At 64.2% G+C, this 22,605-nt stretch carries 28 protein-coding genes; 14 read left to right on the top strand and 14 right to left on the bottom strand.

What is annotated here, in order from left to right; genetic code table 11:
* Positions 1–7: 7 nt before the first annotated feature.
* The 4 genes from ACO055_RS13060 to ACO055_RS13045 all read left to right on the top strand — a co-directional run bounded on the left by ACO055_RS13060 (position 8) and on the right by ACO055_RS13045 (position 3,910).
* The gene (locus ACO055_RS13060) at positions 8–805 is read left to right on the top strand and encodes a universal stress protein (RefSeq protein WP_422059322.1); all 798 of its coding nucleotides are present in this window, start codon (positions 8–10) and stop codon (positions 803–805) included.
* Positions 806–839: 34 nt separating this feature from the next.
* A complete protein-coding gene (locus tag ACO055_RS13055) occupies positions 840–1,637 on the top strand; it encodes a universal stress protein (RefSeq protein ID WP_422059321.1) in 798 nt (265 codons plus the stop codon).
* Positions 1,638–1,710: 73 nt separating this feature from the next.
* Positions 1,711–2,163: an ion channel gene (locus ACO055_RS13050; RefSeq protein WP_422059320.1), complete on the top strand. Its 453-nt coding sequence runs from the start codon at positions 1,711–1,713 to the stop codon at positions 2,161–2,163.
* A 94-nt stretch (positions 2,164–2,257) separates the two neighbouring features.
* Positions 2,258–3,910 (top strand): flavin-containing monooxygenase, encoded by a 1,653-nt coding sequence (locus ACO055_RS13045; protein WP_422059319.1) that lies wholly within the window; start codon positions 2,258–2,260, stop codon positions 3,908–3,910.
* A gap of 38 nt (positions 3,911–3,948) precedes the next feature.
* On the opposite strand, the gene ACO055_RS13040 is transcribed toward ACO055_RS13045, so the two are convergent.
* From ACO055_RS13040 to ACO055_RS13030, 3 genes are all read right to left on the bottom strand, one after another.
* Positions 3,949–4,596 carry a YoaK family protein gene (locus ACO055_RS13040; RefSeq protein WP_422059318.1) on the bottom strand — a complete coding sequence of 216 codons (648 nt, stop codon included), beginning with the start codon at positions 4,594–4,596 and terminating at the stop codon, positions 3,949–3,951.
* A 73-nt stretch (positions 4,597–4,669) separates the two neighbouring features.
* Positions 4,670–5,278 (bottom strand): LysE family translocator, encoded by a 609-nt coding sequence (locus ACO055_RS13035; protein ID WP_422059317.1) that lies wholly within the window; start codon positions 5,276–5,278, stop codon positions 4,670–4,672.
* 42 nt (positions 5,279–5,320) lie between these two features.
* Entirely contained in the window at positions 5,321–6,634 is a 1,314-nt protein-coding gene (locus tag ACO055_RS13030; RefSeq protein ID WP_422059316.1) for an NRAMP family divalent metal transporter, read from the bottom strand.
* 215 nt (positions 6,635–6,849) lie between these two features.
* Between ACO055_RS13030 and ACO055_RS13025 the strand changes: the two genes are divergently transcribed.
* Complete coding sequence (locus ACO055_RS13025; RefSeq protein ID WP_422059315.1) at positions 6,850–7,503, top strand: BON domain-containing protein; 654 nt, start codon at positions 6,850–6,852, stop codon at positions 7,501–7,503.
* A gap of 46 nt (positions 7,504–7,549) precedes the next feature.
* Here ACO055_RS13025 and ACO055_RS13020 read toward each other — a convergent pair whose 3' ends face one another.
* From ACO055_RS13020 to gntA, 5 genes are all read right to left on the bottom strand, one after another.
* Positions 7,550–7,822, bottom strand: a complete 273-nt coding sequence (locus ACO055_RS13020) for a hypothetical protein (RefSeq protein ID WP_422059314.1) — start codon at positions 7,820–7,822, stop codon at positions 7,550–7,552.
* A 129-nt stretch (positions 7,823–7,951) separates the two neighbouring features.
* Positions 7,952–8,326 carry an STAS/SEC14 domain-containing protein gene (locus ACO055_RS13015; protein WP_422059313.1) on the bottom strand — a complete coding sequence of 125 codons (375 nt, stop codon included), beginning with the start codon at positions 8,324–8,326 and terminating at the stop codon, positions 7,952–7,954.
* Positions 8,293–9,222 (bottom strand): ATP-grasp fold amidoligase family protein, encoded by a 930-nt coding sequence (locus ACO055_RS13010; RefSeq protein ID WP_422059312.1) that lies wholly within the window; start codon positions 9,220–9,222, stop codon positions 8,293–8,295. The genes ACO055_RS13015 and ACO055_RS13010 overlap by 34 nt, the downstream gene beginning before the upstream one ends.
* On the bottom strand, positions 9,219–9,833 hold the full coding sequence (locus tag ACO055_RS13005; RefSeq protein ID WP_422059311.1) for a DUF1989 domain-containing protein: 615 nt from the start codon (positions 9,831–9,833) through the stop codon (positions 9,219–9,221). The genes ACO055_RS13010 and ACO055_RS13005 overlap by 4 nt, the downstream gene beginning before the upstream one ends.
* Complete coding sequence (gene gntA, locus ACO055_RS13000; RefSeq protein WP_422059310.1) at positions 9,830–10,507, bottom strand: guanitoxin biosynthesis heme-dependent pre-guanitoxin N-hydroxylase GntA; 678 nt, start codon at positions 10,505–10,507, stop codon at positions 9,830–9,832. The genes ACO055_RS13005 and gntA overlap by 4 nt, the downstream gene beginning before the upstream one ends.
* A gap of 145 nt (positions 10,508–10,652) precedes the next feature.
* On the opposite strand from gntA, the gene pdxH reads away from it, so the two are divergent.
* The 4 genes from pdxH to ACO055_RS12980 all read left to right on the top strand — a co-directional run bounded on the left by pdxH (position 10,653) and on the right by ACO055_RS12980 (position 13,832).
* A complete protein-coding gene (gene pdxH / locus ACO055_RS12995; RefSeq protein WP_422059309.1) occupies positions 10,653–11,231 on the top strand; it encodes a pyridoxamine 5'-phosphate oxidase in 579 nt (192 codons plus the stop codon).
* Positions 11,232–11,318: 87 nt separating this feature from the next.
* Positions 11,319–12,131: a universal stress protein gene (locus ACO055_RS12990; RefSeq protein ID WP_422059308.1), complete on the top strand. Its 813-nt coding sequence runs from the start codon at positions 11,319–11,321 to the stop codon at positions 12,129–12,131.
* Between the two features lie 484 nt (positions 12,132–12,615).
* Positions 12,616–13,413: a universal stress protein gene (locus tag ACO055_RS12985; protein ID WP_422059307.1), complete on the top strand. Its 798-nt coding sequence runs from the start codon at positions 12,616–12,618 to the stop codon at positions 13,411–13,413.
* Positions 13,413–13,832 (top strand): response regulator, encoded by a 420-nt coding sequence (locus ACO055_RS12980; RefSeq protein WP_422059306.1) that lies wholly within the window; start codon positions 13,413–13,415, stop codon positions 13,830–13,832. The genes ACO055_RS12985 and ACO055_RS12980 overlap by 1 nt, the downstream gene beginning before the upstream one ends.
* 25 nt (positions 13,833–13,857) lie before the next feature.
* On the opposite strand, the gene ACO055_RS12975 is transcribed toward ACO055_RS12980, so the two are convergent.
* The 3 genes from ACO055_RS12975 to ACO055_RS12965 all read right to left on the bottom strand — a co-directional run bounded on the left by ACO055_RS12975 (position 13,858) and on the right by ACO055_RS12965 (position 15,380).
* Positions 13,858–14,061: a hypothetical protein gene (locus ACO055_RS12975; RefSeq protein ID WP_422059305.1), complete on the bottom strand. Its 204-nt coding sequence runs from the start codon at positions 14,059–14,061 to the stop codon at positions 13,858–13,860.
* An 87-nt stretch (positions 14,062–14,148) separates the two neighbouring features.
* Positions 14,149–14,754, bottom strand: coding sequence for a DUF308 domain-containing protein (locus tag ACO055_RS12970; protein WP_422059304.1), 606 nt, complete (start codon positions 14,752–14,754; stop codon positions 14,149–14,151).
* 41 nt (positions 14,755–14,795) lie between these two features.
* Positions 14,796–15,380: an NAD(P)H-dependent oxidoreductase gene (locus tag ACO055_RS12965; protein WP_422059303.1), complete on the bottom strand. Its 585-nt coding sequence runs from the start codon at positions 15,378–15,380 to the stop codon at positions 14,796–14,798.
* Between the two features lie 266 nt (positions 15,381–15,646).
* Here ACO055_RS12965 and ACO055_RS12960 point away from each other — a divergent pair, with 266 nt between their 5' ends.
* The 3 genes from ACO055_RS12960 to ACO055_RS12950 all read left to right on the top strand — a co-directional run bounded on the left by ACO055_RS12960 (position 15,647) and on the right by ACO055_RS12950 (position 18,533).
* A complete protein-coding gene (locus ACO055_RS12960; RefSeq protein ID WP_422059301.1) occupies positions 15,647–17,512 on the top strand; it encodes a PAS domain-containing sensor histidine kinase in 1,866 nt (621 codons plus the stop codon).
* Complete coding sequence (locus ACO055_RS12955) at positions 17,502–18,116, top strand: response regulator transcription factor (protein ID WP_422059300.1); 615 nt, start codon at positions 17,502–17,504, stop codon at positions 18,114–18,116. The genes ACO055_RS12960 and ACO055_RS12955 overlap by 11 nt, the downstream gene beginning before the upstream one ends.
* A gap of 159 nt (positions 18,117–18,275) precedes the next feature.
* Positions 18,276–18,533 (top strand): LuxR C-terminal-related transcriptional regulator, encoded by a 258-nt coding sequence (locus tag ACO055_RS12950; protein ID WP_422059299.1) that lies wholly within the window; start codon positions 18,276–18,278, stop codon positions 18,531–18,533.
* Between the two features lie 19 nt (positions 18,534–18,552).
* Here the strand turns inward: ACO055_RS12950 and ACO055_RS12945 are convergent, their stop codons facing one another.
* Entirely contained in the window at positions 18,553–18,885 is a 333-nt protein-coding gene (locus ACO055_RS12945; protein ID WP_422059298.1) for a TraR/DksA family transcriptional regulator, read from the bottom strand.
* On the bottom strand, positions 18,882–19,130 hold the full coding sequence (locus tag ACO055_RS12940) for a YdcH family protein (RefSeq protein WP_422059297.1): 249 nt from the start codon (positions 19,128–19,130) through the stop codon (positions 18,882–18,884). Before ACO055_RS12940 ends, ACO055_RS12945 begins: the two co-directional genes overlap by 4 nt.
* A gap of 278 nt (positions 19,131–19,408) precedes the next feature.
* On the opposite strand from ACO055_RS12940, the gene ACO055_RS12935 reads away from it, so the two are divergent.
* Positions 19,409–20,098 carry a Crp/Fnr family transcriptional regulator gene (locus tag ACO055_RS12935; protein WP_422059296.1) on the top strand — a complete coding sequence of 230 codons (690 nt, stop codon included), beginning with the start codon at positions 19,409–19,411 and terminating at the stop codon, positions 20,096–20,098.
* Positions 20,099–20,105: 7 nt separating this feature from the next.
* Here ACO055_RS12935 and ACO055_RS12930 read toward each other — a convergent pair whose 3' ends face one another.
* The gene (locus ACO055_RS12930; protein ID WP_422059295.1) at positions 20,106–20,777 is read right to left on the bottom strand and encodes an OmpW/AlkL family protein; all 672 of its coding nucleotides are present in this window, start codon (positions 20,775–20,777) and stop codon (positions 20,106–20,108) included.
* A 161-nt stretch (positions 20,778–20,938) separates the two neighbouring features.
* Between ACO055_RS12930 and ccoN the strand changes: the two genes are divergently transcribed.
* Entirely contained in the window at positions 20,939–22,597 is a 1,659-nt protein-coding gene (gene ccoN, locus ACO055_RS12925; RefSeq protein ID WP_422059294.1) for a cytochrome-c oxidase, cbb3-type subunit I, read from the top strand.
* Positions 22,598–22,605 lie beyond the last annotated feature (8 nt).

The raw sequence follows: 22,605 nt of genomic DNA, 5'->3' as shown, positions 1-22,605 counted from the left end.
ATGGTCGATGAAGAATATTCTCTTGCTGGTGCATGACGACGACGGCCAGGAGGCGCGGTTCCAGGCCGCGCTCGATATCGTGCGGGCGCTGGACGGTCATCTCTGCTGCATCGATGTCACGCCCTATCCGGTCGTCGCGGGAGATGCGGTCACGGGCTTTGGCGAGACCGTTGTCCTGCTCGATGAGCGGGGCAGCGAGGCAAAGAACAAGGCGGTGCTGACCGACCGTCTGTCACGCGAGGATGTCAGCTGGAGCTGGGCCGATGCCATGGGCGAAATGGCCGATACTGTCCTCGAAGCCGCGGATCTTGCCGATATGATCATCCTCAACCGCGCCCTCGACGGCTATCCGCTGCCCAACATGCGAGACATCGTCGGGCGCATCGTGGCGCGCACCAATGCGCCGGTGCTCGCGGTTCCCGAAACCTGCGAGCGCTTTGCGTTCGACCGCGCGCTGGTCGCCTGGGACGGCAGCCGTTCAGCGGCCGCAGCTTTACGCGCGGCCGTGCCGCTGCTCGCGCTGGCGAGTGAAGTGAAGCTCTTCACCGCCGTCGAAGACGAGACCGGCACGGGGGTCGATCCGGCCGCCACCTATCTGTCGCGCCATGGGATTCATGCCGAGACCAGATCGCTCGACAAGGCTCATCGTCGCGCCGACGAATTGATCGAAAGGGAATGTGCCGCGTGGCGCGCCGATTATGTCGTGATGGGCGCCTATGGTCATGGCCGCCTTCGCGAGACCTTCGGCGGGGTGACGAGGCGCATGCTGACCGACAGCAAGCTGCCGCTTCTCCTCGCACACTGATCCATAATTTCGCGAACCAGGAACGGAGCTGCAGATGAAAAATATACTCTTGCTCGTGCACGACGACCCCGGTCAGGAGGCTCGCCTGGAGGCTGCGCTCGACATCACCCGCGCACTGAATGGGCATCTCGCCTGCCTCGATGTGACCCCGAATCCAATTCTCGTGAACAACGATTTCTTCACGTTGAACGACACGGCCGAGTTGCTCGATGAGCATGACAGCGAAGCCATCAACAAGGCCGTCATCACCGAACGCCTCTCGCGGGACGACGTAAGCTGGAGTTGGACCGATGCCGATGGCGACATCGCGGGCGCCATCGTCGCGGCAGCGGACCTTGCCGACCTTATCATCCTCAATCGCGCACTCGAAGACTATCCGCTCAGCGACATGCGCGGCGTTGCGAGTCGCGTCGTCGCCCATACCCATGCCCCCGTCCTTGCGGTGCCCGAAAGTGCCGAGCGGTTCGAGTTCGACCGTGCGCTGGTCGCCTGGGATGGCAGCGTTTCGGCGGCGGCGGCGTTGCGAGGTGCCGTACCCCTGCTCAAGCTGGCGCAGGACGTCGAGATTTTTCAGGCTTGTGAAGATGATGTCGGCACCCATCGCTCGCTCGCTGTCGCCTATCTCGCTCGACACGGGATCGAGGCGACTTTGCGGTCCGTCAATCGGTCCGGCGCGCGCGCCGACATGCTGATCGCTGAGGAATGCGAGGCCTGGGGTGCGGATTATATCGTCATGGGGGCCTATGGCCGCGGGCGCCTTCGCGAGACCTTTGGCGGGGTCACGAAGCGGATGTTGGGCGACAGCAAGTTACCACTGCTTTTGAGCCATTGAACGCAGTTGGTCGCCTGCGTCGGCTCCCCGCGAGGCCTGATCCGTTGTTTCCGCCCGTTTTGAGTACGGGATCATGACCCTGGTATCCCAGCTCCTGCTTGCAACCTTGTTGGTGGCGGTGACCGTGATCGTCCATCTCACGGGACTGGCGCTGCTGCTCGCGGTACTGCGCCGCTACCGGCGCGCGTCTCGGCGCGCCTTGGTCGTCCTGCTCAATAGCGCCGCGATACTCGTCGCCGCATTTGGCCTTTTTGCGCTACACTCGGTCGAAATCTGGATCTGGGCGGGGCTTTATGAATGGCTGGGGGCATTCCCCGATTTCGAGCATGCGCTCTATTTCTCCACTTCGACCTATGTGACGATCGGCTATGGCGACATCGTACTGCCCTCTGGCCTGCGGATTCTCGGGGCGATCGAGGGCGCAAGCGGAATCATCCTGATCGGCTGGTCGACCGCTTTCTTCTTCTCGATCGTCGATCGCATGAAATTGCTCGAGCGCCATTTCGAAAGCGATCACATGCACTGACGGCCTCCCGCGCAACCGTTGATCGAGATCAATGCGGATCGCTGCCATCCCGATCCATTCTTCCCATTATGCGACGAGAGATGGGGATATAGCTATGACGGCAATGACGACGACGCCGGTTCAACCGGTCACTCGAGGAAGCAGCAAGCCGCTCCATGTCGACGTTCTCATCGTGGGCGCCGGCATTTCGGGAATCGGCTCGGCCTTTCATCTTCAGCAGCAATGCCCGGGCAAAAGCTATGCGGTTCTCGAGGCGAAAGAGACCTTCGGCGGCACTTGGGAAACTCACAAATATCCTGGCGTACGGTCGGATTCCGACCTTTACACCTTTGGCTATCGCTTCAAGCCGTGGGTTGGTGCGCCGATCGCGAGTGGCGCCGAGATCCTCAAATATATGGGCGAAGTGATCGACGAAAATGGCATTGGCGAGCATATCTGCTACGGCCACCGCATCACGGCCTGTCATTGGTCGAGCAAGACCAGCCGCTGGACCGTCGAGGCGGAACGCAAGGCCGATGGCAAGCATGTCAGCTTCACCGCCAAATTCCTCTGGATGTGCCAGGGCTATTACGACCATGAAAAGCCCTATATTCCCGACTGGCCGGGCCTGTCGGACTATCAGGGCCAGTTTGTCCATGCCCAGCTCTGGGATCCCGCAACCGACTATAGTGGCAAGCGCATCCTGGTGATCGGTTCGGGCGCGACCGCGGCCACAATCGTTCCGGCCTTCGCCGACAAAGCCGCGCATGTGACGATGCTGCAGCGGTCGCCCACCTATTTTTACTGTAGCGAGAACAAGAACGAGCTCGCCGACCGTCTTCGCGAAGTCGGCATCGACGAGCCGACCATTCACCGCGTCGTGCGCGCGCAGATCATGCACGACCAGGATGTGATGACGCAGCGGTGTCTCAGCGAACCCGACCAGGTGTTCGAGGATCTGAAGGCGCTGATCCGCGCATTCTCGGGCGATCCCGACTTCGCTTTCGAACCGCATTTCACCCCGAAATATCGTCCCTGGCAGCAGCGGCTCGCTTTCTGTCCCGAAGGCGACATCTTCAAGGCTGCGGTCGCTGGCAAACTCTCCGTCGTCACCGACACGATCGACCGCTTCACCGAGAAAGGCGTGCGGACCGCCAGCGGCGAGGAGATCGAGGCCGATCTGATCGTCGCTGCGACCGGCTTCAATCTCTCGGTCATGGGCGGCATCCCGTTCGAAGTCGACGGCGCACCGATCGATTGGGGCAAGACCGTCACCTATCGCGGCATGATGATGACGGGTGTTCCCAATCTCGCATGGGTCATGGGCTATTTTCGCGCGAGTTGGACCTTGCGCGTCGATATGATGGGCGACTTCGTCTGCAATCTGCTCAACCATATGGACGATATCGGCGCAAAAAAGGTCGAGGTCGCGCTGCGCGCCGAGGATGAGGGCATGGAGATTATGCCGTGGATCGAGACCGACAATTTCAATCCCGGCTATCTGATGCGCGGACTCGATGCGATGCCACGCCGCGGCGCCAAGCCCGAGTGGCGGCATAATCAGGATTATTGGGCCGAGAAGGACGCATTCCCGCTGATCGACTTGATGGGCTCGGAGTTCGTCTATGATGGGCGCTCGGCTCGCCCCGAAGGATCCGACGCCGGATCCCGCACGATTGGCGACGCCGCTATTGTCGAGGCTGAAGGGCCATCGATGCTCCTGTCCGAAAAATGGCTGACGACCGTCGCCGACGCCGGAAAGGGCTGACGCGCCCGGGTCGGATGTTGCATTTGGTGATGCGCATATCAGTTGCTGGCGCCGTGCGTCAGCCATTGCGCGGCGGCGACCAGCATGAGCGCGGCCAAGGCGGCCAGCCAGATGCTTCCGTCGGGTGACCATATGTAAGCCGTCGTTCCCAGGATACCGCCCGCCAGCAGCGCAAGCCAGAGCAGAAGATAGGGAATCCAGGACGTGCGATCGCCGCCGAGCGCGGCGTCGGCAAGCCTTCCGCCAAGCTTGACCAATGTGCCGGTCATATATGTCACGCCGATGCTGACCTCGCCATCGCGGTGGAACACCGTGTTCGAGGCGCCCATTGCGAGGCATAGGAGCCCGATCGTGGGGTAAAAATATCCCGAAATCTGGAACAGGGCGGCAGCAAGGAGGAGCGCTGCAACGCAGCCCGTCGCGATGACCTTGCGGTGCGCGATCGTCACCTTGGCGGTCATGATCAGGCTCAGGAATACTCCAAAGACGAACAGGGCGATCAGGGCGGCCGCCGCCGCGGCGCCGGCCGCCGCCTCGAGCAGTCCGACCGCGAGGCGGGTCGTGTTGCCGCTCATGAAGGAGACGAACAAGCCGCCGGATTTCAGAAATCCCACCGCATCGACATAGCCGGCAAGCGCCGCGAGGGCAAAGGCCAGTCTCCGGAAATTCCTGTCGTAGCGGATCATCGACCGCTTATTATCATCGACGGGCCAGTGCCGTCCTTACGTATTCCCACGCATGGGTTTGGGACGAAAAAGCCTAGCGGAAATCGGACGCGAGAAACGAAACTGCGACCCCGAGCATGATCACCGCAAAGATGCGCCTCACGACAATGGTCCGGACCGGGCTCGAGAGCCATCCATGCGCCTTGCTTCCGGCGACGACGATCGCGAGATGGATGGCCGTGGCGATCGTCACGCTGATCGATAAGAGCAGCAACGCATTTCGGGGCCCAAGCGGTTCGCCGGCCATGAACTGGGGAGCGATCGCGACAAAGAAGATATAGGCCTTCGGGTTCAGCAGATTGATGAGGGTGCCGGTCGTAAAAGCCCGCCGAGGGGACGCGATCGCCGATATCGAGGGGCGTACCGCGCCCGTGCCGCGCCACGTCTCGGCGGCGAGCCACAACATCATCGCGGCGCCGGCGAAGCGCATTCCCGTCCAAAGTTGGGGGGCAGCCTGCAGGACGACCGCAAGCCCCAGCGCCGCCAAAATTCCGTTCACGGTGAGCCCGAGTGCGACGCCCCACACCGCCGCCAAACCGTTGCGCCGGCCTTCGGTCGCGGCAAGTCCGGCAAGCCAGGCCATGTTCGGACCGGGCGTCAGCTCGATCAGCAGGACGGCAAGTGAAAAGCCCAATATGTCCAAAGCCAGTTCCTTACAATCAGACGCCGGTCCCGCGCGGCTGGATCAGGCCGCTGGAAGAATGGTGAAAAAGAAGAAGATGCCCGACGCGGCAACCATGACCGCCGTCGCAGCCCAACCGCCCAGTTTCTGCCGGCGCGAGATCACGAGCTGGCCCATGGCGCGGGGATTGCTTGCGATCAGCATCATCGCGACCATCAACGGTGCGGCGAGTATCCCATTGACGACCGCGGCCCAGTAAAGCGCGCGGGCCGGATCGATGCCGACGCCGTCGAGCGCGGCACCCGCAAGGGTGGTGGCTGCAATCGTCGCATAGAAAAGCCGGGCTGAAAGCGGCTTGGCGTCGAGACTGCCTGCGAGACCCGCCATTTCGGTCACGGCATAGGCCGCGGCGCCGGCGAGCACCGGGACCGCAAGCAGCCCCGTGCCGATAATGCCCGCGGCGAACATCGCGAAAGCGAATTCACCGGCGATCGGGCGCAGCGCCTCGGCGGCTTGCGCCGAGGTCGTGATGTCGCGGATCCCATGCGCATGAAGCGTCGCGGCGGTGGCAAAGACGATCGCGAGCGAGATCAACGTGCTGAACGCCATGCCCGTCAGCGTGTCGATGCGGATCCGCCGGAGTTCGGGGCCGGCGCGCGACGGTGCGAGACAGAGGGGCTTGGCATGATGACGCTTCTGCTCCTCGATCTCCTGGCCCGCTTGCCAGAAAAAGAGGTACGGGCTGATCGTGGTGCCCAGGATCGCGACAAACGCGGTCGCATAGGCGGCATCGAGACGAAACGCGGGCAAGACGAGGCTGCGCAGCGCCTCGCCCCACGGCACATGCGCTACAAAAAGGACACCGACATAGGTGAAGAGCGTCAGCGTCGTCCATTTGAGGATCGCTGCGTAGCGCGGATAGTCGAGTCTCACCTCGAGGACGATGCTGACGATCCCGAACAGCAAGGTGTAGAGGCCGCTCTTCCCGCCGATCAGAAGCGCCAGCGAGGCGCCCATCGCGCTGAGGTCGGCACCGAGATTGATCACATTGGCGATCAGCAGCAACGACACCATCGCCCACAGCATTGGGCGTGGATAGTGGCGACGGAGGTTGCGCGCGATGCCGGCGCCAGTGACACGGCCGATCTCGGCGGCAATTTCCTGGATCGCGACCATCAATGGAAAACTGAGGATGAAAGTCCAGGAGAGCCCATAGCCGAAGGCCGCGCCGACCTGGCTATGGGTTCCAATTCCGCTCGGATCGTCGTCCGCCGCGCCGGTCACGAGGCCGGGACCCAGAGCGCGCAAATAGCCCCGCGGTTCCGTCGGTATCCCATCGTCCTCGTCGGCAGGCGGCGGCGCGGTGCGGTCGGTCATCTGCGTCCTCTGATTGCGGTCTGCCCGCCATAGGCGGCAGGGCGCGACGCTCCCATCGGTGTTACTACGTACAGGCCCGGGAACGGGAAGGTTGGCCCTTGCATCGTCAGCTACGGGAAGTTGCGGATTGGTGCGCCTGACAAGCCGAGCGAAAGAGAAGGCTGCAATGCAATGGACCGGACGATCCGTAATGCCGGTCTGGCAGGAAAGAGATAATGACCAGGACCGACAGCGAACTCCAGCATGATGTGATCGCCGAACTTGAGTGGGAGGCGCGCGTCGATCATGCGCATATCGGTGTCGCGGTCGATGCCGGTGTGGTCACGCTGTCGGGCCATGTCGCCAGCTATCCGGAGAAAATGGCGGCAGAAAAGGCAGTCGGCCGCGTCGCGGGCGTCAAGGCCCTCGCCGAGGAGATCGAAGTTCGCCTCGCGTCGGATCCAGGTACGAGCGATCGTGAGATCGCGCGGCGGATCGTCGAAATGATCGGCTGGACCGTCGGCATCCCCGACGGCCGAATCCGGGTGAAGGTCGAGCGGGGCTGGGTGACGCTGTCGGGAAGCGTCGACTGGAACTTCCAGCGCAGGGAGGTCTTCAAGGTCGCGGGCCGGGCGGCGGGGGTGGTCGAGGTCAGCAATTTGATCGTAGTTCGCGAGCTTCCGACATCCGCCGACGTCCAGAAGCGGATCGTCCTCGCGTTCAAGCGCCAAGCCAACCTCGATGCCGGCGGAATCGAGGTCATCACCGACGGCGGGACGGTGACGTTGCGCGGCCATGTGCGGGCATGGGGCGAGCGGGCCATAGCGGAAAGCGCCGCCTGGTCGGCGCCCGGCGTGACATCGGTCGAGGATTATCTCGCCGTTCGTTGAGAGTGATGAGAGGAAGGCGCGTCGCGGCTGACGACGAGCGCCGGGTTCACTCGGCCTTCCGCGCCGCGATCATGCTGGCGAGTTCTCCGATCAAGCCGTGAAGCTCCACCTCGAGCGCGTCGAGGCGGCCGTCGCCATGGGGCGAGGCGCCGCGTTCGAATGTCGCTATCTCGAGGGCTAGCGCTCGATGCCTCTCGGCGATCTCGTCGAAGCGATCGCTCTCGACCTTGAGCGCGAGAAGAATGACGCTTTCGCCTGGGAACAGGTCGCGCAAATCCGCGCCCGTATCGATGATATCACCGCCTGCTTCTTTCGTCATCGCGCTGGTCCCGTCCCTGCAGCCCGGTGGCCGCGTGCCGCTGCTGTGCAGGGGAAAGAAACAGTTGTCGCTACGCAAAAGCCCTTAGCAGGATCGTTGCACGACTTCCGTATCAACGCAGGACAGCGCTCAGACGGCGTTTCCCGCGACCCAGGCGAAGGCGGCATCGCGTTGTTCGGGCTCAAACGTTCGATAACTGATGTGCGGCAAGAGCGCACTTTCGACCCGCGTGGCGACGCGGACCCAGCTCTGGTCGGCGACGACCGCAACGCGTCCGAAATGCGACAATTTCCCGAACAGCGGCAGCGCCCTTTTGAAATAGGCGGGCAGGCCCGCAATCTCGATTCCGTCGATCGCATGCGTCTCGACAAACACATGGACTTTGTCGTGTCTCGCCATCATCGCCTCCAGGCGGTCCATCACCTTGTCGATGTCGGCACCGGCAATATGGCCTGCCACATGGATCGCGATCACATCATCGGGGCTGTCGAGGAGGGTGAACATCCCATGCCTCCTGCTAGTGCCGCATGCCAGAGCGATCCCAGTTCGAGATCGATCCAGTCGGCGGCGAAGGGATCGAAACCCGATCCCGGGTACAGGCAATATTCGCCAAAATAGGGGCGGCCGCCAACCTCGTAAAAGTCCGTACGCACGAAGGCGAAGCCGCGGCCAAGGACCTCGGCGGCGTTGAGCATTGCAGCCAGCGAGGCGGGTCTTGCCGGCCGGTCGGGGCCCTCGACCAGCGGCCGCCAGTCGCGGTCGTGCAACACCCAGCGGTGGCGGCCCCCACGGTCGAGATGCACCTGGACATGCGTTGCGACGCCACCGAACACATAGATTTTATAGTCGATCGGAAGCGGCAGCGCGCCGCCCAGCAGAGGCTCCGCGAGGAGACCGCGCGGGACCTCGCGATAGGCCCATTCGTCGAGCCACCCGCCGTACGGCGCCCGTTGCCAGCGTCGAGCCGTCCGCCGGAGCCGCGCCAGTTCGGCCGGACCGGGCACACTGCAAATCGGACGATATTGATTGCAGCCATGGCGCGCCTTGAGCATCGCGGGCAAGGCGAAGGGCAGCGACGCCGGCAAGGCAGTGCCGAGCCAGAGCGTCGGGACGATCCATTCGGGTCCAAGCGCCGAACCGGCGATGCGCTTGGCGGCGACCTTGTCCATCAGCATCGTCTGGCGGACCGACCGGTCGAAAAGCTTTCGCATCTGGACCATTTCGGTGAACCGCGGCGCCGCCGCCAGATTGGGCCAGCGTCCGTGGCGCCAGGCATAGCTGATCGCGATCCGCGCCTGCGATACAAGCAACCCCGCGCTGTCGGTCCCGGACCGCAGGCCGGGTGCAGGGGAGGCGGTGATCGGCGCTGCGAATATTCCGGGGGCGGGCAACTCACTCATCCGCGCGCTGGCGCAGCCGCATCGGCCGGACACGCCTCGACCATATAGTCGATTGGCTTGAAGCTGCCGCCGCAGCTGTCATAGGCCGAACAGGCCGTGAGCCCGATGACAAGATCGGCGAGCGCGCGGAAGGCGATATGGTCGCCCGCTCTTGTCGGCGGCGGCAACACCTTGATCGCCCCCTTCGCATCGACCGGCACATTCATGAAGAGGTTGAAGGCCACCGGGATCGCATCGGCTCCGATGCCAAAGGGTGCCAGCGCTTCGGCGAGATTGCCGAAGCAGCCGCGGTGGACCGGCTTGTCGGGATAGAAGTGGCGGAAGGTCGCCTCGCTGCAGGGTGTGAGCAGGAAATCATGAACGCCGACGCTATCCTCGACGATCTCGAGCATCGGCGCCGAGCGATTGGACCAGAGTATATTCCCGCTCGTGAGCCGGATCGTCTCTTCATAGTCGAAGGTGCGCCCGTTCGACAGCAGCTCGCGAGGGTCGGCCGCCATGAACGCGAGGAGGTCGGCGACCTGACCGCCCAAGGGATCGGTCACCCGCAGGATTTCGCCCTTGTTGAGCCGGAAGGCAGTGCCGCTCCGCGGCGCGATCCGTTCGATCATGGCGCGGCCCGCGGGTCGTGGAAGGGGCATGCCCATTCACCGCCGACGACGCGGCCGCTATATTGCGCGGCCTCGCTTGTCTCGCCGTGGCGGGCGAGCATCGGATTGACGCTACCGGCAAGCGCCGCGTCGCGCGACAGGATGCTGGCGCGCATCTTGTCAAAGCGGCCATCGGACCGCAGCCGTTCGAACTGATCATGGAGATTGAACACAAGCGTCGGCCGCGCGAACCGGCGCGCCGGCCGCGAGGCGCGCGGATGCAGGCCGACGACGAAAAATCCCTCCTCGCCAAAGCTTAGCGAGAAATGCGGACTATCCGGATCGGGGCAGACACGCGGGTCATAATCGAGCCCTTTCCACGCGTCCTTGTCCGCGAGCGACTGCAGCCGCTCCCACATCGCAGCTTCGAACCCGGCCTCGTCAAGGTTGCTTGGCTCGGAGAAGATCACCGCGAGGCTTCGCAACCCTTCCGGGTCGCGCCGATAGTCGGCGGCCCATTCGATCAGCGCGCGATGAATCTCGAGATCGTTCCAGCCGCTGGTCAAATCGCGGGCGACGATGATTCGAAGCGATCCCGTCGCAAGCGCCGACTTCGCACCGACGCAGGGGAAATCGGGTGCAGCGACGAATTCAGAGAATCGCTCGGTCCAATTCTGCATCCGGGTCACTGTCATGAAGGCCAAACTGTCGTCGGCGAAAAAGGCTCCCTGCCGCGCCGAGGGCCGTCGATCTGGCAACCACCTCCAGTGCTCGGAGGAGGAGCGGTCAAATATGATCCACGTCAATGATTGCGCCGCCTGCCCCAAGTAGCGCCCGGCGATGACATGCGACCCCTTTGCCCTGTTCGCCAGCTGGTGCGATGAAGCGCGCGCAAGCGAACCCAATGATGCCAACGCCATGGCGCTGGCGACCGTCGCGGCGGACGGGGCGCCTTCGGTGCGGATGGTGCTGCTGAAGGACCATGGGCCTGACGGATTCATTTTCTATACCAACGCCGAAAGCCGCAAGGGCGAGCAGCTCGCAGCCAATGCGCATGTCGCGCTGCTCTTGCACTGGAAGTCGCTGCGCCGGCAGATCCGCATCGAAGGCAAGGCTGTACCTGTCGAGGGCGCGGTCGCCGACGCCTATTTTGCGACGCGCAGCCGCGACAGCCAGCTCGGGGCCTGGGCCAGCGACCAATCGCGGCCGCTGCAAAGCCGGTCGTTGTTTGAGGCCCGTTTCGCCGAGATACAGGCGCGTTTTGACGGACGCGATGTCCCGCGACCGCCGCACTGGACCGGTTGGCGTGTCATCCCCGAACGCATCGAATTCTGGCAGGACCGCGAACATCGGCTTCACGCGCGCACGCTCTTCGTGCGGGACGGCGAGCAATGGTCGCGCATGCTTCTCTACCCCTGAAGTCCGCCGCACCTGCGCTTGATCTGGGTCAATGACTTGGCGCCGCGCGGGGCCTCTTCTGGAGATAGTCCGAAGAGGAGACGATCGATGCGAAATCTGCTGGTTCATGCCGACGACAGTCCCGCGATGGCAGCGCGGCTCCAAAGCGCGCTGGCGATCGGGCGACGGCATCGCTCGCATATCACTCTGCTGGTGAGCTCGCCTTTCCAGCAATTTGTCGCGAGCGACCCCTTTGGCGGAATGTATCTCGCCCGCGAAGCGCTCGCCAAGTCGCAGCTTGCCGCAACCGAGCTCGTCGACAAGCTAAGCGAACAGATGCGCAGCGAGGATGTGCCCTGGGATATCAGTGTCGGCGATGGCGAACTTCTCGGCACACTCGCAATCGCAGCGACGCTCGCCGATCTCGTGATCGTGTCGCTCGGTGCCACGGGTGGCAAACGTAACGGCGCCCCGCATATGATGGCGGGCGACCTCGCGATGATGGTCCCGGCGCCCGTGCTCGCGCTCCCCGAGAAGATAGCGATGGTCGATCTCGACGCGCCGGCGATGATCGCCTGGAACGGCAGCCTCGAGGCCGCCAATGCCCTGCGCCAAGCTGCGCCGCTGCTCGGCGATGCCAGCAACATCATCCTTGTCACGGTCGGGGCCGATGAAGGCCGCATCGATGCCGAAGACGCGCTGCGCTATCTGTCTCGCCACGGGCTCCATGGCACCCTGCGGCGCGAGGAGCGGAATGGCGTGACGGTCGAGGAAAGTCTCGAGCGCACCGCGCGCGAGCTGGGCGCGGGCCTGATCGTCATGGGCGCCTTCGGTCACAGCCGTCTGCGCGAAACCTTTTTCGGCGGAGTGACACGCTATCTGCTCGACGCTGCGCACACGCCGCTCCTGCTCGCGCATTGAGCCATCGCCAGTACGGCATATTGCGTAGAGCCAGTCGAGGGCCATAGCCCTAGACCGCCGATAGGGACGGTCGCCGGCGCGCCGGTGGCGGCGTCCCCGGCGAGGCAGGTTGGGGACTGCCTCGCCGCTATCATTCCCAGTCCACTAAACTTCCCTTCGGGGAAAAGCGGCCGCCTTGGATCCCCTTGGGCGGCCGCTTCTTTGGTGTCGCTGCCGTCCGCGCCACCGGTCGCGGCCAATCGCGGGGCCGGAAAGGGTGAGTGCTTACGGAGAACTGCTTAGTGACCGGAACTCCGCGGGGCGGTAAGGAAAATGGGCTGCCAGACGGCGCCGGCTCCCTACAGTCGGCGCTCTCGCGCAGCGATTACGACCTCCCTCCTGCGGCCGCCCGGTTCCCCCGGCGGCCGTTCTTTTATCCGTATCATTGCGCATATCGACGGTGCGCCGACGACCCTAGCGTCGCTTGGCCCCAATGGAGTTGGCCATGAAAAATATCCTCTTGCTCGTTCATCGCGATCGCGGCCAGGAAGCGCGCCTGCAGGCCGCGCTCGACCTCACGCGCGCACTTGGCGGGCATCTCGCCTGCCTCGATGTAACCCCCTATCCCGTCATGGCCAGCGACACGCATTTCGGGAGCGCCGAGGCGATTGTCGTGCGCGACGAAAGCGCAGATGAAGCTAAAAACCGGGCCGAACTGTCCGACCGGCTGACACGCGAGGACGTCAGCTGGAGCCTCGCCGACACGATCGGCGATATCGCGCACGCGCTCCGCGAGGCTGCCGATCTTGCCGACTTGATCATCCTCAACCGGGCCCTCGACGGTTTTTCGATGCCCGACATGCGCGGCATCATCGCCCGCCTGGTCATGCGCACGCACGTTCCCGTCCTTGCCGTCCCGCAGGCGTTGCAACGCTTCGAAACCCGACGCGCGCTCATCGCCTGGGATGGAAGGCCAGCCGCGGCCGCTGCGCTACGCGCGTCGGTACCCCTGCTCTCGCTAGCCGAAGAGGTCCGGATATTCGTCGCGCTCGAGAGCGATGCCGGCCTCGATCCCGGGCAGGCGGCAGCCTATCTCTCGCGCCATGGCATTCAAGCGGTCGTGCAGACCGTCGAAAAGGCAGGCGCGCCTGCCGACCGCCTCATCGCGGAGGAAAGCGCGACATGGCGCGCCGATTATGTCGTCATGGGTGCCTATGGCCGCGGCCGCCTCCGCGAAACTTTCGGCGGCGTCACCCAGCATATGCTGGCCGAAAGCAAATGTCCGCTCATCCTGTGCCATTGATGCCCGCCGATCATAATCCTGAACCGGGTGCGGCGCCGCGGATTCTGATCGTCGAAGACGATCCGGGGGTGCGGCGGTCCTTGCTTCTCCTGCTCCAGGGGCGCGACTATGACGTGAAGGCGCACTCGACCGCCGACGCTGCGCTTGCCCACGCGCGGACCTATGATCCGGACTGCCTCGTCGTGGACTACCAACTCGGCGGGGACGACGGCATCGCCCTGATCAAGGCCCTGCGCATGGCCGGCTGCGCAGCGCCCGCGATTCTGATCTCGGCCTTCGGATCGGCGGATTTGACCGAACGCGCGCGCGCCGCGGGATTTGCGCATATTTTCGACAAACCGCTTCGCGCACACCCGTTCCTTGCGGCAGTCTCGGGCCTCGTCGGCGAGAAAAGACGCCTTTTGCAGGATCGCCGTTGAGGTAATCAGGCCTGGCCTGGTCCGCTCAGTCGGGGCATTCGGGCGGGGTCGCCTCGGGATGACTGTCCGGCATCACCGGCGCTTCGCTCGGCGAGCGCATCGGCTGATTGTCGGGTGTCGGCGTCGGCTGTTCGGGAAAGCTCTTGTCGGGACGCTCGGCGGGATCACAATCCGGACATTCGGGTTGGCGGCGCGGAGCGGCGTCGTTCGGACGCGGGAATTCGGTCATGGCATATTTCCTTCAATGGCCGGGGCGTACAGCCGGTTCGACAATGGACATGGCCCACGGCGGGCGGGGATCGGTTCAGATTTGCGGTCACTGCCAATTGCGTTGGCTGGCGCTGCCCAGCCGCGCCAAGCCGTGGCTCGGGTGCGCGCGGCGCGCCTCGAGAAGCGCAAGGACGGCGCCCTGGACCGCGAGATCGAGCGCGAGCGCCCGAACGGCAATGCCCGCTGACGCGAAAGGCCAGCCGAAACCGATCGCGAGCGCGACCAAAAGGCTCACCGCCCCCGACAGGTAGAGCCAGATGCGGCAGAGCGGGTGCGCTGCGAGCGCCAGCGCGAGCCGCGCCAGGCCCGACAAGCCGATACAGCCCGCGAGGATCAGCGCGATGCGCGCGCTGCCCAGCATGGGATTGGCGAATAGCAGCAGCGCGGAGGCGAGATATGGCACGCCGCTGGCCAGCCAATAGGGGCGCTCGGGGCGTCGCCGCGGGCCGAAGGCCTCGCGAATATGAAGCATGGCGGTAACGGTCATCATGATGGCGAGGCAATAGGTGAGCGCCACTGTCGCGAGGAAATAGCGGGCCGCGAAGAGCAGGGCGACAAGCGTGCCGGTCGCACCGATGCCGACCCCCCAGCTCCACAGCAATGTGAAACTCGGCTGCGGCTTTCGCGGAAATCTTGCGCTAAAGGTGGTCACATTCGCTCCCCTCGACGTTGGTTTGTGCCCTTGCTCGCGCACTAGTGCGCCGCCGCTCCGCTTTCGGACATATTGCGGAGCCATTTGGCGCGATGCGACGCATCGCTGTCGACATTGCCGATGATGCTTCGCGCGGCCGGCTTGATGCCGACGAAACGCAAGATATTGCGTTCGAGGCTCTTGAGGCTGTGGGCCCCGAAATAGAAACGATAGAAGATGGCGGACATTCCCATCGTCACGACGATGTGCGCGGTGCGGCCCTTGAGCCCTTTCAGGGGAAAACCGCCGTCCTGCGGCCTGAACGCGAAGCCCGGGCGCAAGGCCTGTTCGAAAAATCCCTTGAGCAGCGCGGGAAGGTCACCGAGCCACAGCGGATATAATATCACCAGATGCTCGGCCCAGCTGATCGCGTCCTGCGCGGCGGCAATATCCTCCGGGACTTGTCCATGCTCCCAGTCGCTGCGCTCGGCGAGAAGCGCGAAGCGCAGCGCCGCCACCTCGATACGGCGGACCTCATGTCCCGCTGCCTCCGCGCCCGCCGCATAGCTGTCGCTCAGCGCATGAACGAAACGCGCGCGCCTGGGGTCCGGATGCCCGTCGATGATCGTGATGCGCTTGTGCGCCATGGGGACTCCTGTGCCGGCGCCCGGTCGAAATTGGAGAGGGGTCTCACCCGGCGCCGACCCATTCACCATGTTCCGGCCGACAGTCCGCGCCTATCCGTAATATCCCTCATCGGCGCAGCGGTCCGCGAACGCCACCGTGCGGGGCGCGCGCCAGCGGCGACGAAGGCCGTCGTATCGCGGCGCGCGAAATGCGCTTATGGGAAAAGCGGGGGCAGCGACGCGGCAGCGCGGAGCCAGTCCTCACGCGGACGGAGGCCGCGGGATCGATGGCGAAGGAGCAGAAATCTTTTGCGGCGCGGCTGGCGATCGCCTTGGCGATCGTCGCGGCGGCCGCCTTGCTACGCGCCTTCCTCGATCCCTGGCTGGGGAGCAATTCGCCCTTTCTGATCTTCACACTCGCCATCGTCGCGGCTTCGGTCATCGCCGGGTCGCTCGCTGCCGCCGTCGCGATCCTCCCGTCGCTGCTATTCGGTCTCTATTTCGCCGACGATCGGGGCGCGGTGCTGGTCGAGGGAGCAACCTTTGTCCTGACCGCCGCCGGGATCGTCGCGCTCGCCGAGGGGGCCGACCGCATGCGCGGCCGCATGCGGTTGAGCGAAGGACAAGCCGCCAACCGCGCGGCCGAAGCTGACCGATTGTCCGAAGAACTCAACCTCCTGATCGACGGCGCACAGGGCCATGCCATCTATCTCCTCGACCCCGAGGGCGCGGTCACGATCTGGAACAAGGGTGCCGAACGGCTGAAGGGCTGGACCGAGGCGGAAGTCGTCGGGCACAATGCGGAGATCTTCTATCCAGCCGATGCAATCGCGGACGGTAAACCCGCAGCGGACCTCGCCGCCGCGGCGCGCGATGGACGCTTCGAGACCGAGGACTGGCGCGTTCGCAAGGACGGTTCGGAATTTTTGGCGGACGTGTCGATTACCGCGTTGCGGAACGCCGATGGCAGCCTGCGCGCCTTCGCCAAGATCGTGTCCGATATCACAACGCGCCGCGCGACCGAAGAATCGCTTCGCGCGCGCGAAAGCCATTTGCGGTCGATCCTCTCGACCGTGCCCGACGCGATGGTGGTAATCGACGAAGAGGGGCTGATAGTCTCGTTCAGTGCCGCCGCCGAGCGCTTGTTCGGTTATGGCGAAGCCGAACTGCTCGGCTCCAATGTCAGCCGTTTGATGCCGCAGCCCGATCGGGGGCGGCACGACGCCTATATCGGCCGGTACCTGCAGACGGGCGAGAAGCGCATCATCGGCATCGGGCGCGTCGTGTTCGCCCAGCGCAAGGACGGCTCGACCTTTCCGATGGAGCTCTCGATCGGCGAAGCGGCGGGCGAGGGGCAGCGGCTCTTCACCGGCTTCATCCGCGACCTCACCGAGCGGCAGAAGACCGAGCAGCGCCTCGAATCGCTGCAGTCCGAACTCATCCATGTGTCCCGGGTGAGCGCGATGGGCACGATGGCTTCGACGCTCGCACATGAGCTCAATCAGCCGATCACGGCCGTCACCAATTATGTCGAGGCGATCCGCGACCTTTTAGCCGTGCCCGCCCCAGAGGACCTGCCGATGATCCGCGAGGCGCTGGGCGACACCGCGAAGGAGGCGCTCCGGGCGGGGCATATCGTCCGGCGCCTGCGCGACTTTGTCGCGCGCGGCGAAGTCGACAAGACGATCGAAAAATTGCCGCTCCTGATCAACGAAGCCGCGGTCCTCGGTTTGATGGGCGCGCGCGAAAAGGGGGTCGAGCCCTTTTTCGATCTCGATCCCTATGCCTCGCCGGCGCTCGTCGATAAAGTCCAGATTCAGCAGGTCCTGATCAACCTCATCCGCAACGCAGTCGAGGCGATGGCCGACAGCCCGGTCCGTAAGCTCAGCGTCATCAGCCGGCCTGACCAGCCGGGGTTCATACGCGTCATCGTCGCCGACACCGGACCGGGGGTCGATCCGAAGGTCGCCGAGCAGCTCTTCACCGCGTTCGTCAGCACCAAGGCCGAAGGCATGGGGCTTGGCCTTTCGATCTGCCGGACGATTATCGAGGCCAATGGCGGGCGCATCTGGATGGAGCCGGCCGCGACGGGCGGTGCCGAATTTCATTTCACGCTTATGAGCGCCAACGCGGAGGAACGCGATGTCGGATAGGAAATTGGTCCATATAGTCGACGACGAGGAGGCGATCCGGCGCTCGGCGAGCTTCATGCTCAAGACCTCGGGCTATGCGGTTGAAACCTGGCCGACCGGTGCGGCCTTTCTGCGCGAGGTCCGCCACGCTGCCGAGGGGTGCATCCTGCTCGATGTGCGCATGCCCGAAATGGACGGGCTCGAGGTGCAGCAGGCGCTGCTCGATCGCGGGGTAACGATGCCGGTCATCGTGCTCACCGGCCATGCCGACGTGTCGATCGCGGTGCGTGCGATGAAGGCGGGCGCCGTCGATTTCCTCGAGAAACCGTTCGAGAAGGCGGTGTTGATCGCCGCCATCGAGACCGCTTTCGGCCGCATGGCGGCGGCCGATGGCGCGGTTGCGCGCGCTGCCGAGGCGGAAGTCATCCTCGCGGTGCTGACGCCGCGCGAGCGCGAGGTGCTCGACGGTCTGGCGCAGGGATTGCCCAACAAGACCATCGCCTACGACCTCGGTATCTCGCCGCGCACCGTCGAGGTCCACCGCGCCAATCTCATGGCCAAGCTCGATGTTCGCAGTCTTTCCGATGCGCTGCGCCTCGCCTTTGCCGCTGGCCTTGGCGCCTGACCTATCGGGATATTACGTAGCGACCGCGGACTTGCCGCTGCCTAAGCCATAGCGGCGAAGGGATTGCGGGCGATGGCGAAGACGGGCGGCAAAGATGGACGCGGAGGGGAGCCGGTCGATACGGCTCGTCCAGGCCCCGCTACCCCGACCCCAGAAGCCATGGCGGTCCGAAAGCGCGGCGCGGTCAACGGGGCGATCGAGCATCTGACGTTTCGCGAATGCGAAGTGCTCGAAGCGCTCCTCCGCGGCCTGACCAACAAGCAGATCGGGATCGAACTTGAAATCAGCCACCGCACCGTCGAGGTCCATCGCGCCCGCTTGATGCGCAAGCTTGGCGCGCCGACGCTCGCAGCGTTGCTCGCGGAGGTTCTGCCGCAGCGCACCAAGCTCGAAGCTCTGCTGCGCGCGCAGCGTTGACCCGACCTGCCGCGCCGGGTCAGCCGGCGAAAAGCGCGCTGCACGCCCTGCAGCGAGCCGCCTCCGGGATCGCCGTCAGCCGGGCCTCCTCGATTTCCTCGCCGCACGCGGTGCAGACGCCATAGCCGCCGGCATCGATCCGGGCGATCGCGAGGCGAATGCGCGCCATCTCGGCCACCGTCACCTTTTCGAGGGCGTCGCGCGCCTCGTCATCCTCGCGCTCGACCGCCTGGTCGGCGAAATCGGCCGCGACCGGCTCACGCCGGGCGGCCTCGATGCGCTCGACCTGATGCGCCAGCGCCGAAAAGCGCGCGGCGAGCCGGGCGCGCGTAGCCTGGACGTTGCGCGTCATGCCGCTTCATGCGCCGCGACGAGCCCGGAAACCTCAACCAGAAGCTGTAGTCGTTGCTTCTTCAGCGCCTCGATCCGCACGTCGGAGGCGGCAACACGGCCGTCCTCGATGCGCTGGATCTCGAGCGTGACTTCATGATGCTGCTCGGCGAGCGTCCGGAAGTGGGCGTCCTTGAGCTTCAGCGCATGGAGCGCCGGACCATGGTCGGGAAAGAGGGAGTGAAGGTCATGACCCGTTTCGCTCATCTTATCATCCTTTCATTGCGGCGCATCTTTGTCGCCGGTGGCATCATGTTGCCCCGCGGGAGAGGCTCGAGGTGAAACCAGTGCATGCGATCGCCCGGCCCGTCGTTACGCAAATGACCGTAAGCAGCGGTCCCGACGGCGGCTGCAGCCAGCCATACGTACTATTCCCGACTCCGCAGGCGCCGCGATCGCTCTAGTGCGACCATCATGAGCCGGCCTTCGATCCACTCCAAACCATTGGACCAGGACGACGGTCGTCAGACGCAAGGGCCCCGCATATGAGCGATTGTTCGACCTGCATCGTCCGCAACCGTGCCATCTGCGCGAGCCTCAACTCCGAGGAACTTGCCATTCTCGGCAAGATGGGGCGGCGCCAGCGCGTGAAAGCCGGGCAGACGCTCCTTTGGGAAGGTGACGACGCGCCCGTCGTAGCCAATGTCCTTTCGGGTGTTCTGAAGCTCGCGGTATCGACCGCCGACGGCCGCGAACAGATTGTCGGGATCGTCTTCCCTTCCGATTTCATCGGCCGGCCCTTCGGCAAGGAAAGCCCCTATAGCGTCACGGCGATGACCGACGCCGATGTCTGCATCTTCAACCGCAACAGCTTCGACGACTTTGCCGGCACGCATCTCGATCTCCAGCAGAAATTGCTCCGCCGCACCCTCGACGAGCTCGATCGCGCGCGGCACTGGATGATGCTCCTCGGCCGCAAGACTGCGTCCGAAAAAGTCGCGTCCTTTCTGCTCGAAATCTCTGAGCGCCTTTCGGGTTATGGCGGCGCGCCGGCGCGTCACGGGAGTTTCGAACTTCCCTTCGGCCGCCAGCAGATCGCCGACATTCTCGGGCTGACAATCGAGACCACATGCCGCCAGCTCACCCGGATGCGCTCCGATGGCGTCGTCGATCTTCCGTCTCGCCGCGAGGTCGTCATCAACGACCGCGCGGCGATGGAGGCGATGGCCGGCTGACCGGCCATCAGAAGCGGAAAGCGACGCCGGCGCTGATCACCCACGGATCGAGCTGGTGCTTCGTTCGCAGCACTTCGGTCGGTCCGGCATACCAGTGCGCGGTCGAGCGCATGAAATAGCGCTTCGCATCGACGGTCACGGCCAGCCCGTTCTGATTGACCGGGATATCGACCCCCGCCTGCAGCGCGAAGCCGAGGGAATCGCTCATCTTCTGGCGCGTCGCGCCGAGGGCCTTCGCCGTCGCGCCGGGCTTCTCGTCGATGAAGATGAAATAGCTCGGGCCGGCGCCGACATAGGGCTGGATCCCGCCGTCCTTGCCGAAATGATATTTGACCGTCAGCGTCGCGGGCACGATGTTCGCGTTGGACACCAAGCCAGCGCCGGCTAGTCCACCGCGCCCGACGACATCATGCTGCGTGACTCCGGCAATCGTTTCGAGCGAGATATTGTCGGCCACGAAATACTCGATCGCGACCGTGGGCACGACATTATCGTCCGCCTTGGTCTGCGTCCCCGCGGGAAGGCCGATCAGGTCGAGCTTCACATCCTTGATCTTGCCATCGGGCGCGACATAGGTCGCCACCAGCTTGACCTGGATGTCGCCGGCCTTGGCGGCAGCCTGACCCGGGATCGCCAGCGCGACCGCGAGAGCGGCAAGGGAGAGAGTCTTGGTCTTCATGGGTCTTGGCTCCTCTGTGAGAAGCTCTCTGGACCCGGTGCCCCGCACCTTCATTGATGGAGCGCAATCGATTCGTTGATCCTGATCAATGAGTTTGGGTTCCCCGACACCCATGATCATCCCGTGCCGCGGCCAAAGGCTGCGCGAAGCGGGGATTCGATATGGACGGTCTGGTAATGAAAGCGGGCGGATGGCTGGGACTGGCCCTGTTCGCGCTGGTGATGGCAGCGCTTGCGGTCGACGCGCCCTTTGCGGTGCATATGCTGATCGTCTCGATCGCCTGCCTGATTGTGCTTTGGGTGACCATTTCGCGCGCTGATTACAGCGCGATCGCGCGCGGCATACTCAAGATGCCAGCGAACCAGGGCGTCTATGATGACGACCCGATCCGCTGGGGCGTCATCGCGACGCTCTTCTGGGGCGTCGCGGGCATGGCTGCGGGCCTCTTCATCGCGCTGCAGCTCGCCTTCCCGGTGCTCAACTTCGGGTTCGAATATACGACCTTCGGCCGCCTGCGTCCGCTGCACACCTCGGCAGTGATCTTCGCCTTCGGCGGTAATGCCCTCATCGCGACCAGCTATTATGTCGTTCAGCGCACCTGCCGCGCGCGGCTCGCTTTTCCGACCCTCGCGCGCTTCGTCTTCTGGGGTTACCAGCTCTTCATCGTCCTCGCCGCGACCGGCTACCTGATGGGGGTCACCGAGGCCAAGGAATATGCCGAGCCCGAATGGTATGTCGATCTCTGGCTCACCATCGTTTGGGTTTCCTATCTCGCGGTCTTCGTCGGAACGATCGTTCGGCGCCGCGAACCGCATATCTATGTCGCAAACTGGTTCTACCTCAGTTTCATTATCACCATCGCAATGCTGCATCTCGTCAACAATCTGTCGATGCCCGCGAGCATCTTCGGGTCGAAGAGCTATTCCGCCTTTGCCGGCGTCCAGGATGCGCTCACGCAATGGTGGTACGGGCACAATGCGGTCGGCTTTTTCCTGACCGCTGGCTTCCTCGCGATGATGTATTATTTCGTGCCCAAGCAGGCCGAACGGCCGGTCTACAGCTACCGTCTGTCGATCATCCACTTCTGGTCGCTGATCTTCCTCTACATCTGGGCCGGCCCCCACCATCTCCACTACACCGCGCTGCCCGACTGGGCGCAGACGCTGGGCATGGTCTTCTCGATCATGCTGTGGATGCCGAGCTGGGGCGGGATGATCAACGGGCTGATGACGCTCAACGGCGCGTGGGACAAGATCCGCACCGACCCGATCATCCGCATGATGGTGATGGCGCTCGCCTTCTACGGCATGAGCACTTTCGAAGGCCCGATGATGTCGATCAAATGGGTCAACTCCATGTCGCATTACACGGACTGGACGATCGGCCATGTCCATTCGGGCGCGCTCGGCTGGAACGGCATGATCACCTTTGCCTGTCTCTATTATCTCGTGCCGCGCCTGTGGAACCGCCCGCGTCTCTACAGCCTGCGGATGGTGAACTGGCACTTCTGGCTCGCGACCGTGGGGATCGTTTTCTACGCCGCCTCGATGTGGGTCGCGGGCATCATGCAGGGCCTGATGTGGCGTGAATATGGGGCCGACGGCTATCTCGTTTACAGCTTCGCCGAGAGCGTCGCGGCGATGCACCCGATGTACCTCATCCGCGCCACCGGCGGGCTGCTCTATCTCGCAGGCTTCCTGATCATGGTCGTCAATGTCTGGGCGACGCTCGCAGGCAAGATCCGCGCCGAAAAGCCGATGACCGAAACACCGCACAATGTCGCAGCGGACCGCCCGCTCGTGACCGTACCTGCCGAATAAGGAGCCGA

The sequence above is a fragment of the Sphingopyxis sp. genome, assembly GCF_965227415.1.
In the GTDB taxonomy this organism is placed as follows: domain Bacteria; phylum Pseudomonadota; class Alphaproteobacteria; order Sphingomonadales; family Sphingomonadaceae; genus Sphingopyxis.
This window is presented reverse-complemented; position numbering and strand designations above follow the sequence as displayed.